This window comes from Jiangella alba, assembly GCF_900106035.1.
Classification (GTDB): domain Bacteria; phylum Actinomycetota; class Actinomycetes; order Jiangellales; family Jiangellaceae; genus Jiangella; species Jiangella alba.
Genome location: NZ_FNUC01000004.1, coordinates 2,488,458 through 2,504,146, shown reverse-complemented (window position 1 = coordinate 2,504,146; position 15,689 = coordinate 2,488,458). Strand labels below are relative to the sequence as shown.

Sequence of the window (15,689 nt, the reverse complement as noted above, 5' to 3'; positions counted from 1 at the left end):
CATCGGTTACTTCACCGAGATCGACAGCGGGTCGACGTAGCCCTTCCAGGTGAAGCCCGGCTCGTTGACGTTCTCGGACCAGCCGCGCTGGCCGTTGTCGTACCAGAGCGGGACGATCGCCATGTCCTCGGCGAGCAGCTCCTCGGCCTGGTTGTACAGGTCGAGCGCCTCCTGACCCTCCAGGCCGGCGGCCTGCTGGATCAGCGCGTCGAACTCGGGGTTGTTGTAGCCACCGTCGTTGGCCGAACCGTTGGCGGTGTAGAGCGGCGCCAGGAAGTTCTGGATGGACGGGTAGTCGGCCACCCAGCCGGTGCGGAACGGGCTGGTGATCTCGTTGGCGTTGACCCGGCCGCGGAACGAGCCGAAGTCGGGGTCGTAGTCGCCCTGGCAGTCGACGCCCAGCGTCTCGCGGATGGACGTGCAGGCCGCCTCGACCCACTCGCGGTGACCACCGTCGGAGTTGCTGGCGATCATCAGCGTGCCCTGGATGCCGGCCGTCTGCGCGTACAGCTCCTGCGCCTTCTCGGCGTCGAACTCGCACCACTCGCCGCAGGTGCCCTCGACGTAGCCGTCGTTGCCCGGCGGGACCCAGCTGTTGGCCGGGACGTAGTTGCCCGGGCCGTAGGCGGCCGCGATGACGGCCTCACGGTCGATGGCCAGCGAGATGGCCTTGCGCAGGTTCGGGTCGGCCCAGGCCTCGGTGTTCGTCAGCGGGAACGTCATGCTGGTGAACCGGGTCGTGAGCGGCTCCGAGGCGGAGCGGCCCTCGAGGTCGGTCTTCCAGACGTCGCCGGCCAGACCCACCGGCGGGATCTTGTCGAGGATGTCGAGCTGGTTGGCCACGACGTCGGCGTAGGCGGCGTCGAGGTCGGCGTAGATGCGGTACTCGATGTTCTCGACCTGCGGCTTCGGGTCGCCCTGGTAGTCGGCGTAGGCCTTCAGGTTGATCGAGGTGTTCGGGACCTCCTCGACGAACTCGAACGGGCCGTTGCCGACGGGGTGCTCGATGAAGGCGGCCTGGTCGGTGAAGAAGCTCTCCGGCATCGGGTAGAACGCCGAGTAGCCGATGATCGTCTCGAACAGCGAGTTCGGCGAGCCGAGCGTGACGGTGAACGTCTTGTCGTCGACGACCACGAGGCCGCTCATCGTCTCGGCGGTGGCCGAGCCCGGGACGAACGCGCCGGTGTCGTCGGTCTGGCCGGCCACCGTGTCGAAGCCGGCGATGTTGGCGCCGTCGGGGCCGAAGAAGTACTGGTTCAGCTGCGCGTTGGCGCCGGCGGCGCCGAAGTTCCACGCGTCGACGTAGCTCTGCGCGGTGACAGGGGTGCCGTCGTGGAACGTCCAGTCGTCCTTGATGGTGATGGTGAACTCGGTGAAGTCCTCGTTCGGCTCGATCGACTCGGCCATGGCGAGCCCGGGCTCAGCGGTGTCGGGGTCGTAGGAGACCAGGCCGGTCCACATCGCGTCGACGATGTTGCCGCCGCCGACCTCGTTGGTGGTGGTCGGGATCAGCGGGTTCTCCGGCTGCGTGCTGTTGATGGACACCGAACCGGTGGGGCCATCGCTGGAACCGGTGTCTTCGCTGCCGGAACCGGTGTCGCCGTTGTCGTCGTCGCCGCCACAGGCCGCGAGCACGAGCGTCAGGCCCACGGCTGCCGCCACCACGGCTCCTCTGCGAGCAGAGCCTCGCATGGAATCCTCCTCTAACGGGCCTGCGCCCGGTGGTCATCGGGCGTGACCGATCGGTCTCGCCACATTGGTGCGGATCTGCGCACAGCCGGGTACGGTCGCGATCCTGATCCGCGCCCTCATTTCTAAACCCGCACATCCCCCCGGGCAAGTCTGACCGGACTACCGTCGCACAACGCAACCGGACTGTGACCATACCGGCTGATTGCTGTGATCCTGCCGCGTGAGCTGCGAATTCTTCGGCTGAATCGATCCGATCACGGCAGGTTTGCGGGGCTTTTCAGGTGGTGACGATCACAGCTCAGCGCAGGCGGGGATCGAACGCGTCGCGCACCGCGTCGCCCAGCATGATGAAGGCGAGCACCGTCACGGAGAGGAAGGCGCCGGGGAAGAGCAGCATGTGCGGCGACTGGCGGATGTACGAGCGCGCCTCGCTGATCGCGATGCCCCAGGAGATGACCGGCGGCTGCAGGCCGATGCCCAGGAACGACAGCGTCGCCTCCAGCACCACGAACACGCCGAGGATGATGGTGGAGTACACGACGACCGGCGCCATGGCGTTGGGCAGGACGTGACGCAGCAGGATGCGCCCGGCGCCGGCACCGAGGCCACGGGCGGCCTGCACGTACTCCGACTGCTTGACCTGGATCACCGTCGAGCGCATCAGCCGGGCCACCATCGTCCAGCCGAGGATGCCCAGGGCGAGCACCACCTTGCCGATGGTCTGCCAGGCCGGCGTGCCGACCGCCGACGGGAACGTCGCCAGCACGATGACGGCGCCCAGCAGCATCGGGACGGCGAAGAACATGTCGGTGATCCGCGACAGCCACGCGTCGAGGCGCCCGCCCTGATAGCCGGCGACCATCCCGACGACGCTGCCGACGACCGCGATGACGACGGTCGTCAGCACGCCGACCAGGATCGACGCCCGCGCGCCGTAGACCGTCCGGGAGAACATGTCGCAGCCCTGCAGGTCGTAGCCGAACCACGCGCTGGCACTGGGCGCCTCGCGGGAGTGGGCGAGGTCGCAGGCCCGCGGGTCGACGTCGGTGAACAGCCCCGGCACGGCCGCCATCGCGACCAGCACCAGGATGATCGCGGCCGACGTCAGGAACAGCGGCTTGCGGCGCAGGTCGCGCCAGGCGTCGCCGGCCAGCGAGCGCGGCACGGTCGCGGCGTGCCCGCCGCGCCGCCGCCTAGGCATGACGGATCCTCGGGTCGAGCACCGCGTACAACAGGTCGACCAGCAGGTTCACGATCAGGAACACCAGGACCAGGACGGTGACGGCGGCGGTCACGGTGGCGCCCTCGTGCGCGTTGATGCCGCGGAAGATCATGTTGCCGACGCCCGGGATGTTGAAGATCCCCTCGACGACGACCGCGCCGCCGAGCAGCCCGCCGAAGTCGGCGCCCACGAACGTCACGACCGGGATGAGCGAGTTGCGTAGCGTGTGCACGCCGATGACCCGCTGCCGGGTGAGGCCCTTCGCGACGGCCGTGCGGACGTAGTCGGTGCGCAGGTTCTCGACCAGGTTCGCCCGCACGAGCCGCGCGACGAACGCCAGCGACAGGCTGCCCAGCACGATCGCGGGCAGCACCAGTGAGAACAACGTCCCGTCGGAGGTCACCGGGAACCAGCCCAGCCGCACGCCGAACGTCACCTGCGCCAGCATCCCCAGCACGAACACCGGGATGGACACCACGACCAGCGTGCTGACCAGCACCAGGTTGTCGAGGAAGCCGCCGCGGCGGATGCCGGCCAGCACGCCGGCGGCGATGCCGATGACCAGCTCGACGAGGATGGCCAGCACCGTGAGCTTCAGCGTGGTCGGGTACCGCTGCAGCAGCTCGTCGGCGATGGACACACCGGCGAACGTCTCGCCGAAGTCGCCGGTGAACAGCTTGCCCATGTACTTCAGGTACGCGAGCGGCAGCGGGTCGTCGAGGTTGTACTCGGCGGTCATCCGCGCCACGTAGCTGGGTGGGCACAGCCGGTCGCCGCACTTCGCCGCGAACGGGTCGCCCGGCAGCGACCAGACCAGCGCGTAGATGAGGAACGTGGTGCCGATGACCACGGGCACCATCTGGCCGAGGCGCCGAACGACGTACCGAGTCATACCTTCCTTCAGCGGTCAGCAGCGCTCCGGGTGCGCGCCGGAGTCAGACTGTACGGCGCGCACCCCGAGCCGGCGTCAGCCGGTGGTGGTGACGCTGAGCAGGTCGACGGTCTGGAAGACGGTGAGGTGGACGTTCTCGACGTGGGTCGAGTAGCCGGCGATGTTCACCCGGTGCCACAGCGGGACGGCCGGCATGAAGTCGGCGAGCAGGCTCTCGGCCTCGTGGTAGAGCCGGACGCCTTCCTCGGGGTCCGGGGCCGCGGCCGCCTGGTTGACCAGCGAGTCGAACTCGTCGTTGGTGAAGTCGCCGTCGTTGGCGGAGGCGCCGGTGGCGAAGATCGGCACCAGGAAGTTCTCCAGCGTCGGGTAGTCCATCTGCCAGCCGGTGCGGAAGATGCCCATCAGCTCCCGGCTGGTGACCTTGCTGCGGAAGGTGGCGAGGTCGACCTCCGGAGTCGCGACGCAGTCGATCCCCAGGGTCTGGTTGATGTTGCCGCAGACGGCATCGACCCAGGCCTTGTGGTCGGAGTCGGCGTTGTAGGTCAGCGCCACCGGCCCGTCGACGCCGTCGGTCTCGGCATAGAGGGCCTGCGCGGCCTCGGGGTCGTACGTGCAGAACTCGCCGCACGCGTCGGCCTGGGCCTCCGGGACCACGGGCGACACCCAGCCGGTGGCGGGGATGCGGGCGCCGGCGAAGATGGCGTCGACGATCGTCGCCCGGTCGATCGACATCGAGATGGCCTGCCTGATCCGCGGGTCGTCGAACCGCGCGTCCTTGGCCGACGGCGCGAACGTGATGGTCTCGAAGACACCGGTCGGCTTCTCGATGAACCGCTCGCCGAGGTCGATCTTGTAGGTGTCGCCGGCCAGCGCGGACGTCGGCAGCAGCGGCATGATGTCGAGCTGGTCGGCCTGCAGGTCGTTGTAGGCGGCGTCGTCGTTCTCGTAGATGCGGTAGACCGCGCCGTCGATGCTCGGCTTCACGTCGCCGTTGTAGTCCGGGTAGGCGGTGAGCCGGACGTCGATGTTCGGCTCCCAGGATTCGAACTCGAACGGGCCGGTGCCGATGGGGTGCTGGCCGTACGCCTCGGGGTCGTCGTAGAACGACTCGGGCAGCGGGGCGAACGCGGTGTAGCCCAGGCGCATCGGGAACTGCGACTCGGGCTGGGTCAGCGTGACGGTGAAGGTGCGCTCGTCGACCACCTGCAGCCCGGACATCGTCTCGGCGGCCGCCGTGCCCTCGACGGGGTTGCCCTCGTCGTCGACGGAGTTCTGAACGTCGGCGTAGCCCTGGATCGGCTCGAAGAAGTAGCTGTTCAGCGTGGCGTTGTCGCCGAAGGCGGCCCAGTTCCAGGCGTCGACGAAGCTCTGCGCGGTGACCGGCGAGCCGTCGTGGAAGGTCCAGCCGTCCTGCAGCGCGATGGTCCAGGTCTGGCTGTCGTCGCTGGTGATGTCCGACGCGATCTCGTTCTCGGGCTGACCGGTCTCGGCGTCGTAGCGGACGAGGTAGGAGAAGACCTGGTCGAGGATGTCGCCGCTGCAGACCTCGTTGCTGTTGGCCGGGACGAAGTCCGCCTGCGGGTTGCAGCCGCGCACCGTGACGGTGTTGGCGCTCTCGCCGGCCGCATCGTCACTGTCACCGCCACAGGCACCCAGCGCGAGCGCGAGCGCGACGGTTCCCAGCACCACCGACCTACGTGGCGAGACTGGCATGGGATTCCTCCTGGGTTCTACCCGAGGCGAGGCTGCGGGGTCCCGTCGCCAGCGCCACCACGGCCGTTTTGGCCGATTTGGGCACATTAGTGCCCGTCACTTTCTATGTGCCGTCCTCGTCCCAGGGCAAGTCCTGTGGATATCCGCGTTCACACTCGCAACGAGAATGTGACCTCCCCCGGACGAGCGACATCGTCGCTCACCAGTGCCGACGGCGCTCGGCCGGGTGCGGTGACGGGCTACTGGGCGTGCTTGCGACGGGCCGCCGCGCGGCCGCGAGTGGAGGCGTCGAGGACGACCTTGCGCAGCCGGACGGCCTTCGGCGTGACCTCGACGCATTCGTCGTCGCGGCAGAATTCCAGCGCCTGCTCGAGCGAGAGCTTGCGCGGCGGGATCAGCCGCTCGAGCTCGTCGGCCGTGGAGGAACGCACGTTGGTGAGCTTCTTCTCCTTGGTGATGTTGACGTCCATGTCGTCGGCGCGGGAGTTCTCGCCGACGATCATGCCCTCGTACACCTCGGTGGTCGGCTCGACGAACAGCGTGCCGCGCTCCTGCAGGTTGAACATGGCGTAGGAGGTGGCGACGCCGGAGCGGTCGGCCACCAGCGACCCCGTGGGGCGGGTGCGGAGGTCGCCGGCCCACGGCTCGTAGCTCTCGAAGACGTGGTGGGCCAGGCCGGTGCCGCGGGTCTCGGTGAGGAAGTCGGTGCGGAAGCCGATCAGCCCGCGGGCCGGCACCACGAACTCCATGCGGATCCAGCCGGTGCCGTGGTTCGTCATCTGCTCCATGCGGCCCTTGCGGACGGCCAGCAGCTGGGTGACGGCGCCGAGGTACTCCTCGGGGCAGTCGACGGTGAGCCGCTCGAACGGCTCGCGCAGCTTGCCGTCGACCTCGCGGGTGACGACCTGCGGCTTGCCCACCGTCAGCTCGTAGCCCTCGCGGCGCATGGTCTCGACGAGGACGGCGAGGGCCAGCTCGCCGCGGCCCTGCACCTCCCACGCGTCCGGCCGCTCCGTCGGCAGCACCCGCAGCGACACGTTGCCGATGAGCTCGGACTCGAGGCGGTCCTTCACCAGGCGGGCGGTGACCTTCGACCCGCCGGACCGGCCGGACAGCGGCGACGTGTTGGCGCCGATGGTCATCGACAGTGCCGGTTCGTCGACGGTGATCGGCGGCAGCGGCCGCGGGTCGTCGACGTCGGCCAGCGTCTCGCCGATGGTGATCTCGGGGATGCCGGCGACGGCGATGATGTCGCCCGGGCCGGCCTTCTCGGCCGGCACCCGCTCGAGCGCCTCCGTCATGAGCAGCTCGGTGACCTTGACCCGCTCGATGCTGCCGTCCTTGCGGCACCAGGCGACCTGCGAGCCCTTGGCGATCTCACCCTCGCGGACCCGGCACAGCGCCAGCCGGCCCAGGAACGGCGACGCGTCGAGGTTGGTGACATGCGCCTGCAGCGGCGCGCCCTCGGTGTACGTGGGCGCCGGGATGGTGTCGAGGATCGTGGTGACCAGCGGCGACAGGTCGTCGGACGCGGGCACCTCGCCGTCGGCCGGCCGCTCCAGCGCGGCCTTGCCGTCGCGGGCGCACGCGTAGACGATCGGGAAGTCGAGCGCGCTCTGGTCGCTGGAGTCGTCGAGGAGGTCGAGGAACAGCTCGTACGTCTCGTCGACCACCTCGGCGATGCGCGCGTCGGGCCGGTCGGTCTTGTTCACGACGACGACGATCGGCAGCCGGTTGTGCAGCGCCTTGCGCAGCACGAACCGCGTCTGCGGCAGCGGCCCCTCACTCGCGTCGACCAGCAGCACCACGCCGTCGACCATCGACAGGCCGCGCTCGACCTCGCCGCCGAAGTCGGCGTGACCCGGCGTGTCGATGATGTTGATGGTGGCGTCGCCCCAGCGGACGGCGGTGTTCTTGGCGAGGATCGTGATGCCCTTCTCCCGCTCCAGATCACCGGAGTCCATCACCCGGTCGGCGACGTCCTGGTTGGCGCGGAACACCCCTGACTGCCACAGCAGCGCGTCGACGAGGGTGGTCTTGCCGTGGTCGACATGGGCCACGATGGCGACGTTTCGGAGGTCGTCGCGGCTGCGCACGGACATGCGGGGAACCCGTTCTGAATGGGGGGAGTTGACGGTCCATCCTACGGCGTCCCAGCTCGCCGCCCTGCATCGTGCGTCGCACACCTCCGTGAACACCGTGAGATCACTGCTGCCCCAGGGACAGTGAGTTCACGCCGATCCCGCAGCGTTCTCACATCGTTGTGTCGTGGGCGGAGCTCAGCCCGCGTGACGGCACCGGTACCCGCGGACCGCGGCCTCGATCTCGGCGAGCACCGCTCCCGGTTCATGACGCAGCCGCCAGGGCGAGACCGGCACGACGATCCAGCCGAGAGCGGCATACCGCGCCCGACGCTGTTCGGTCCGCTCCGGCCCGTCGCCCAGCCGGTGCCATTCCGACGAGTCGACCTCGACCACGACACGAGCGCCGCGCCAGTGCGCGTCGGGAACCAGCCGGCCGGCGCCTGTCCCGGGCAACGGACGGTTCCAGAGCGGCTCGTCGAGGACGAGCGACGACCTCAGGAGGTCGCGCAGTTCGCACTCCGGCGCCGACCGGCACCCCGCATGCACGTCGCCGAGAGCCAGGCGGACCAGCCTGGACCCGGCCCACCTGGCGTCGCCGACGGCGTCGACCAGCAGGTGGTGCGTGGTCAGGCCGGACTGCACGGCCTCGCAGAGCAACGCGCGAACCGTCCGCAGCGAGTACCGGCCGCGACAGGCGTCGACGACCGCCCGCGCCGGTGGCGCCACCGGGATTCCGTCGATCGACCGGGGTGCCGGCAGGGCCGACGTGCGCCGAAATTCGGCGAAGACGAGCGCGACCGGCTGCGCGCCCGCCCGCACCAGGCACACCAGCGGCGCCTCCTGCGGAACGTAACGCAGGCCGTACGCGCGGCAGGCATGGCCTCCGCTGATCATGGCGTCGACGCCGCCGCGCAAAAGCGCGGCCCGCACCCGATGCCGCGGCGTCAGCCGTCCGGTGAACGTGGCGTAGATGCCCGCGGCGAGCCGCTGCCAGTGGCCACCGGGGCCGAGCGCATACCGGATCGCGGCTGGTGACATGCCACAGGCGCCGGCCTGACGCCGGGTCACGATGCCGTCCTGGGCCTCGGCCAGGAGCACCAACTCGTCGGGGATGCGCATGCCGTTCATCGTGTGCTGCACGCCGGCGGGCGGCCACCACGAAATCGTGGAATGTGGACGACGAGGGTCGGCGTGGTGCGCTGTGGACACCGCCCGGAATATCAGGGCGGCGGTATTGCAGGATGGACGTGAGATCGCTGTCGCTCAGGGCGCAGCGATCTCACGTCGATCCAGCGGCTGGCCTCAGAGGACGCGGGTGTCGACCTCGGCGAAGTGGCAGGCCACCGGGTGTCCGACGCCGGTGTCGATGAGCGGCGGCTCCTTGGCGGCGCAGATCTCCTGGGCCTTCCAGCAGCGGGTCCGGAACCGGCAGCCGCTGGGCGGGTCCAGCGGGCTGGGGACGTCGCCAGCGAGGATGATGCGCTCGCGGCGCCGCTCCTCCACCGGGTCGGCGGTCGGGGCGGCCGACAGCAGGGCCTGGGTGTAGGGGTGCGCGGGGTGCTCGTACACCTCGTCGCGGGTGCCGGTCTCGACCACCTTGCCGAGGTACATGACGGCGACGCGGTCGGAGATGTGCCGGACGACGGAGAGGTCGTGGGCGATGAAGATGTACGCCAGCCCGAGCTCGTCCTGCAGGTCCTCGAGCAGGTTGACGACGCCGGCCTGCACCGACACGTCCAGAGCGGAGACCGGCTCGTCGAGCACCAGCAGCCGCGGCTCGAGCGCCAGTGCGCGGGCGATGCCGATGCGCTGGCGCTGGCCGCCGGAGAACTCGTGCGGGTAGCGGTTGCCGTGCTCGGGGTTGAGGCCCACCAGCTCGAGCAGCTCCGCGACGCGCTTCTTGCCGCCGCCGCGCCACTTGCCGTGCACCTTGAGCGGCTCGGCGATGATGTCGTTGACCGGCATCTTCGGGTTGAGCGAGGCGTACGGGTCCTGGAACACGATCTGGAGGTCGCGCCGCACCTCGTTCATGCCGCGGGCGTCGAGGCTGGTCAGCTCCTTGCCCTGGAACACGACCGAGCCGGACGTCGGCTTGTGCAGCTGCAGGATGGCGCGGCCGGTGGTCGACTTGCCGCAGCCCGACTCCCCCACCACGCCGAGCGTCTCGCGGGCGTCGACGTGCAGGGAGACGCCGGTGACGGCCTGGACGTGGCCCACGACGCGGCGCAGCAGGCCGCCGCCGTAGACGGGGAAGTGCATGACGAGGTCGGTGACGTCGAGCAGGTGCTGCCCGCTACCGCTCTCGGGCGCCGCCTGGGGCGACGTCTCGGTAGAGGTGACCATTCAGACCGCCTCGCTCTCCGTGCGGAAGTACACCGTCGGGTCGTCGACGTCCGCGAGCTTGTCCCAATGGTGGCACGCCGCGACGTGACCCAGCTCGTCGGTGGCGGCCAGCGGCGGCTCCGACTCGTGGCAGACGTCGGTGGCCAGCGGGCACCGCGGCGAGAACGGGCAGCCCTTCGGCAGGTTGATCAGCGACGGCGGGGTGCCGACGATCGGCCGTAGCCGGGCACCGGACCCGCCGCCCTCCAGCGACGGGATCGACCCCAGCAGGCCGGCGGTGTACGGCATCCGCGGGTGGTAGAAGATGCGGTCGGTCTCGGCGATCTCGACCGGTTTGCCCGCGTACATCACCAGCACCCGGTGCGCCATGCCGGCCACCACGCCGAGGTCGTGGGTGATCAGCACGATGGCCGCGTTGACCTCGTCCTTCACCTGCACGAGTGTCTCGAGGATCTGCGCCTGGACGGTGACGTCGAGGGCCGTGGTGGGCTCGTCGGCGATGATGACGTCGGGGTTGTTGATGACCGCCATCGCGATCATCGCGCGCTGGCGCATGCCGCCGGAGAATTCGTGCGGGTAGTTCTCCAGCCGCTTCTTCGGCTGTGGGATGCCGACCAGCGCCAGCATCTCCTCGGCCCGGGCCAGCGCCTTCTTCCGCGGCATGATCTCGTGCGACAGCACCGCCTCGGCCAGCTGGTCGCCGATGGAGTAGACCGGGTTCAGCGCGGTCATCGGGTCCTGGAAGATCATCCCGATCTTCTTGCCCCGCAGCGCCCGCTGCTGCTTCGCCGACTTCTTCAGCAGGTCGTCGCCGCGGTAGAGGATCTTGCCGGCGATGCGGGCGGACTTGGGCAGCAGCCCCATGACCGCCATCGACGACACCGACTTGCCCGAGCCGGACTCGCCGACGATGCCCAGCACCTCGCGCTCGTGGACGGCGTACGAGACGCCCCGCACGGCGCGCACCAGGCCGTCGTCGGTGGGGAACGAGACGGTGAGGTCCTCGACCCGCAGGACCTCCTTCTCACCGGGGCCGGCGGTCTCCTCCAGCTTGGTGGCGACGTGCACCTCGGCGGCGGACTCGGTGACGGCGGGCTGGTCGAGGCCGGCGCCGGCGGCGGGGTCGGGAATGGGGGCGCCGACCGGCATGCTCGGATTCGTCATCAGTCACGCACCCGGTTCTGTCGAGGGTCGAAGGCGTCACGCAACCCGTCGCCGATGAAGTTCACCGACAGGGCAATGGCGATGATGAACACACCAGGGAACCAGAACAGCCACGGTCTGGTCGAGAACGCGGTCTGGTAGTTGCTGATCAGCTTGCCCAGCGAGGTGTCCGGGTCCTGCACGCCGAAGCCCAGGAAGGACAGCGCCGCCTCCAGCAGGATCGCCGCGGCCACGGCCAGCGTCGCGCTGACGATGATGACGCCGACGATGTTCGGCAGCATGTGCTTGACGATGATGCGCCGGGCCGAGGTGCCGGCGGCGCGGGCGGCCTCGACGAACTCCTTCTCGCGCAGCGCCAGGAACTCACCGCGGACCAGCCGGGCCAGCCCCGTCCAGGTGACCAGGCCGATGACCAGTCCCAGCACGACGATGCCCGAGTCGCCGTAGCGGCGGCCCAGCACCGCGGCCACGACCAGCAGCGGGATGGTGATCATGACGTCGGTGAAGCGCATCAGGACGGCCTCGGTGCGGCCGCGGAAGTAGCCCGCCGCCGCGCCGATCAGCGTGCCGATGAAGGTGCCGACGAAGCCGACGATGAACGCGATGGTGATGGACTGCTGCACGCCGCGCATCGTCAGCGCGAAGTAGTCCTTGCCGACGTTGTCCTGGCCGAACGGGTGCTCGCCGAGGTGGACGCCGCTGCCGCCCAGCCAGGACGGCAGCACGCTCAGCGTCGGCCGGCCGGCGTTCTCGACGGTCGCGATGGACGTGTAGTCCTTGTCCCACCAGCCGGGGATGTTGGCGAAGCCGATCGAGCTGAACGCCAGCAGCACGATCAGCACCAGCACCACCAGGCCGCCCATGGCAGCGCGGTGCCGGAAGAACCGGCGCCGCACCATCTGCGCCTGGGTTCGGGCGACGACGGTCATGCCCTGCGCGTCGGCGGCCACCGGCGCCGTGGGTGCGGGCCCGGGATCGGGAGTCGAGGGGTTGCTCATCGTTTCGTCCTCCTCACGACAACCGGATGCGCGGGTCGAGGAACGCGTAGGCGATGTCGGCCAGCATGTTGAACACGACCGCCGCGGTACCGGCGACCAGGAAGAATCCCATCACCGGATTCGGATCGACCCGGGTCAGCGCGTCGGTGAACATCTTGCCGAGTCCGGTCCAGCCGAACACGTTCTCGGTGATGACCGCGCCGCTGAGCACCCCGGCGAAGTCGAACGCCATGAGGGTGGTGATGGGGATCATCGCGTTGCGGAACGCGTGCTTGACGATGACCCCGCGCTCGGCGAGGCCCTTCGACCGGGCGGTGCGCACGTAGTCCTGGTTCAGCACCTCGAGCATGCTCGACCGGGTGTACCGGGTGTAGGTGGCGAACGAGATCAGCACGATCGCGATGGTGGGCAGGATCAGGTGGGTGGCGCGGTCCAGCCCCTCCTCCCAGAAGGTGCCCTGGAAGTTCGGGGTGCGCGCGCCGATGGTGGCGATGACGCGGCCGCCGACGCGGTCGGAGTAGACGTCCCAGGCGCCGAGCAGGCGGTCCAGGAAGAGCAGCGCGCCGGTGCCGAGACCGGTCAGGACGGCCGCCTGGATGGCCTGCCGGCGCTGCAGCCCGCCGAGGCCGTAGCCGATGCCGACTCCGACGGCGACGGTGACCACGGCGAGCGCCACGATGGTCAGCCCGCTGGGGTCGTCGAGCACGGAGTCCAGCGCGAAGTGGCAGATGATGCCGATGCCCGCCGACGCGAGCGCGGAGTACAGCACGTTGCGGTACGAGAACCCGGCCACCAGCGCGGTGGTCAGGAACGCCAGTCCGACGGCCGTGGCGGCGATGACGACGATGCCGAGCCCGGGGTCCTCGAACCAGCGGGTCTCCGAGAGCAGCCACAGCGCACCGGCGGAGGCCACGAACGCCGTGGCGAAGGTGGCGAGGCGTCTGGTGCGGTCGCCGGAGATGACGATCATCCAGAACAACCCGCTGACGATGCCGAGGACCACGGCCACCCCGATGGGGACGGACGGATCGGCCAGCCAGTCGTTGAAGCGGATCGCGCCGTACTCCTTGAGCAGCACGGCCACCCAGAAGATCGGCAGCGAGAAGAAGAGGAAGGCGCTGAACGTGACGGTGTAGTCCAGGCCGCTGTACTGGCGCAGCGCGGTGACGATGCCGACGGCGATGCCCAGCAGCATGGCCAGCACGGTGGCCGCGATGACCAGCTGCAGGGTCTGGACGAACGCCACGCTGAGCAGCGCGCTGACGTCCTGGCCCTGGATGCTCTGGCCGAGGTCGCACTCGAAGACGAACGGCGCGAGGCAGCCGGCCGCGCCCTTGAGCCAGATGAAGTAGCGCAGCGGCGCCGGAGTGTCGAGGTTCAGCAGCCGGATGCGGGCCTCGATCTGGGCCTCGCGGTTCGGCGCCCGGGACTCCTGCAGGTCGGCCAGCGGATTACCGGCGTTGGCCGTGAGGAGGTACATCACGAAGGTGGCGGCGAGCAGGATGAAGAAGGAGACGATCACCCTGCGCACGATGAAGACCAGCATGGCTACACCAGCCCGTCGACAGTCATGAGATCAGATCCAACTCTCGTCAGGTCCGCGCCGCCGCCCGCCCGGGTGGGACGGTGCCTCTGGCGCAAGGCTCGGGCCAGGGACGACGAGGCCCCTGGCCCGAACCTTCGGGCCGGACCGGCCGGGATTCCCGGCCGGTCCGGCATACGGACGGTCAGGACGTGCGCGACCACTCTTCCATGTTGAACGACACCTGGGTCTGGGCGGCGTTCTGCTGGACACCCTCGATGGCGGGGTTGTGGGCCGTGACGCCCGGGTGCGCGTAGAGCGGGATGCTGAAGAGGTCGTTCCAGAGGTTGGTCTCGATCTCGGTCAGCAGCTCGGTCTGACGGTCCTCGTCGACCGTGACGATCAGCTCGGTCCACGCGGCGTCGACGTCGGGGTTGGAGTAGCCGTACGGGTTCTGGCCCTCGTTGGTGCGGTAGAGCGAGGCACCGGACGACATGACGCCCGAACCGGCCCACGCGAACAGCGCGACCTCGTAGCTGGTCACGTCGACGATGCCGGCGCCCAGGTCGGGGGTCGGGGTGTCGACGATCTCGAAGCCGGCCTGGTCGCAGGACGCCTTGATGGCGGCCACGGTGTCGGCGCGACGCGGGTTCGGGTCGGAACGCAGCACGCGGATCTGGGTGCCGGCCGCGCCGGCGGCGTCGATCAGCGCCTTGGCGCCCTCGATGTCGGGCTCGTCGAACTGGCCGTCGTAGGCCTCGCCCACGACCTGGTCGTAGGTCGGGTCCCACGGGAAGATCTCGCGCAGGTTCATGACCACGGCCTCGGGGTTGGCCGGCTGGATCAGGTTCTCGACGATCTGCTGCCGCGGCACGCACATCGCGAACGCCTGGCGCAGGTTCGGGTCGGCGAAGACGGCGCCCTCGGTCTGGTTGAAGTCGAGGTGCTCCCACGTCATCTCGTCACCGGTGATCATCGTGACCTGGTCGCCGAGCCCTTCCAGCGCCTGGACGAGGTCCACGCTGACCTGCGGGGCGATGACGTCGACCTCGCCGTTGGCCAGGGCCTGCACCTGCTGGTCCTGCTGGATGAACCGGATGACGATGGTGTCGGTGGCCGGCGGGTCGCCGTAGTAGTTCTCGTTGGCGACCAGCGTCAGCGACTGGCCGGCCTCCCAGCTGTCGATCGTGTACGGACCCGACGCGGGGATGACGGCCTGGTCGAGCAGCGCGCCCGGGCCCATGTCCCAGCCGGTGTTCCAGAACTCCGCGACCGGGGTCAGCGCCGCCATGTCGTCGTTCTGGATGGCGGTGACGAGGTCTTCCGCCGTCATGCCGGCCTGCTCGGCCGCGACGTGCGCCGGCAGCATGCTGGAGTTGGTGACGACCTCCCAGTCGGCGAACGGCTCGGAGTAGACGTACTCGACCTCCTTGTCGCCCGGCTGGCAGGTCGGCTTCGCCACGAGGTCGTAGCCGGTGGTGCCCGGGACCGCGAACAGCGGGATCGGCTGGCCGTCCTCGCCGACCTGGTCGGTCATGTACTGACCGGACTGGGTGGCCCACTCGAGCAGCAGGTCGTCGCAGTCGATCGGCTCGCCGTCGGACCACACCGCGTTCTCCGCGAAGGTGTAACGGACGGTGAGCGGGTCTTCGGAGGTGACCTCGTAGGTGCCGAATGCCTCGTTGCGGACGATCTCGCCCTGCGGCCCGAAGTCCCAGAAGCCATCGAGCACACCGTTGAGGACAAAGGTGTTCCAGGTGCCGTTGCCGGTCTCGGAGTTCCCGTTGTAAGAGGTGAACTCCGCATCGGACGCGACCGTGATGGGAGTGCCCGACGAGCCGGCGGGGGACTCGGTGTCGCCGCTCCCGGAACCGCTGTCGTCGTCGTCGCCGCCACATGCAGAGAGCGCCAGCGCCCCTGCCGTGAGCACGGCGAAGAACGCCATACCCCTGCGCTTGGTGGTCAAGGTCTGACTCCTCGTGTGTCGGATCGCAAGGATCGCAGAATGAGTGTGGCTAAGACCATCACCGGTCCTGACGTACACACAAGGTGGGAGGGC

11 protein-coding genes are annotated in these 15,689 nt (G+C 69.4%); all 11 read right to left on the bottom strand.

Translation table 11 applies throughout. The features are described from left to right. Nucleotides 1–6: 6 nt before the first annotated feature. A complete protein-coding gene (locus tag BLV02_RS29585; protein WP_171906869.1) occupies nt 7–1,662 on the bottom strand; it encodes a peptide ABC transporter substrate-binding protein in 1,656 nt (551 codons plus the stop codon). Between the two features lie 328 nt (nt 1,663–1,990). Then, entirely contained in the window at nt 1,991–2,893 is a 903-nt protein-coding gene (locus BLV02_RS29580; RefSeq protein ID WP_069114430.1) for an ABC transporter permease, read from the bottom strand. Continuing rightward, on the bottom strand, nt 2,886–3,806 hold the full coding sequence (locus BLV02_RS29575) for an ABC transporter permease (protein ID WP_069114431.1): 921 nt from the start codon (nt 3,804–3,806) through the stop codon (nt 2,886–2,888). Before BLV02_RS29575 ends, BLV02_RS29580 begins: the two co-directional genes overlap by 8 nt. Before the next feature lie 75 nt (nt 3,807–3,881). Next, nucleotides 3,882–5,495 carry a peptide ABC transporter substrate-binding protein gene (locus BLV02_RS29570; RefSeq protein ID WP_216094542.1) on the bottom strand — a complete coding sequence of 538 codons (1,614 nt, stop codon included), beginning with the start codon at nt 5,493–5,495 and terminating at the stop codon, nt 3,882–3,884. A 263-nt stretch (nt 5,496–5,758) separates the two neighbouring features. Beyond that, nucleotides 5,759–7,621 (bottom strand): translational GTPase TypA, encoded by a 1,863-nt coding sequence (gene typA, locus BLV02_RS29565; RefSeq protein WP_069114433.1) that lies wholly within the window; start codon nt 7,619–7,621, stop codon nt 5,759–5,761. A 177-nt stretch (nt 7,622–7,798) separates the two neighbouring features. Continuing rightward, nucleotides 7,799–8,812, bottom strand: coding sequence for a type IV toxin-antitoxin system AbiEi family antitoxin domain-containing protein (locus BLV02_RS29560; protein WP_141711821.1), 1,014 nt, complete (start codon nt 8,810–8,812; stop codon nt 7,799–7,801). Between the two features lie 93 nt (nt 8,813–8,905). Then, nucleotides 8,906–9,946: an ABC transporter ATP-binding protein gene (locus tag BLV02_RS29555; protein WP_069114435.1), complete on the bottom strand. Its 1,041-nt coding sequence runs from the start codon at nt 9,944–9,946 to the stop codon at nt 8,906–8,908. Further along, the gene (locus BLV02_RS29550) at nt 9,947–11,110 is read right to left on the bottom strand and encodes an ABC transporter ATP-binding protein (RefSeq protein ID WP_069114436.1); all 1,164 of its coding nucleotides are present in this window, start codon (nt 11,108–11,110) and stop codon (nt 9,947–9,949) included. After that, complete coding sequence (locus tag BLV02_RS29545; protein ID WP_069114437.1) at nt 11,110–12,108, bottom strand: ABC transporter permease; 999 nt, start codon at nt 12,106–12,108, stop codon at nt 11,110–11,112. The genes BLV02_RS29550 and BLV02_RS29545 overlap by 1 nt, the downstream gene beginning before the upstream one ends. 13 nt (nt 12,109–12,121) lie before the next feature. Continuing rightward, entirely contained in the window at nt 12,122–13,654 is a 1,533-nt protein-coding gene (locus tag BLV02_RS29540; RefSeq protein WP_069114438.1) for an ABC transporter permease, read from the bottom strand. Between the two features lie 181 nt (nt 13,655–13,835). Further along, nucleotides 13,836–15,596, bottom strand: a complete 1,761-nt coding sequence (locus tag BLV02_RS29535; protein WP_216094543.1) for an ABC transporter family substrate-binding protein — start codon at nt 15,594–15,596, stop codon at nt 13,836–13,838. Nucleotides 15,597–15,689 lie beyond the last annotated feature (93 nt).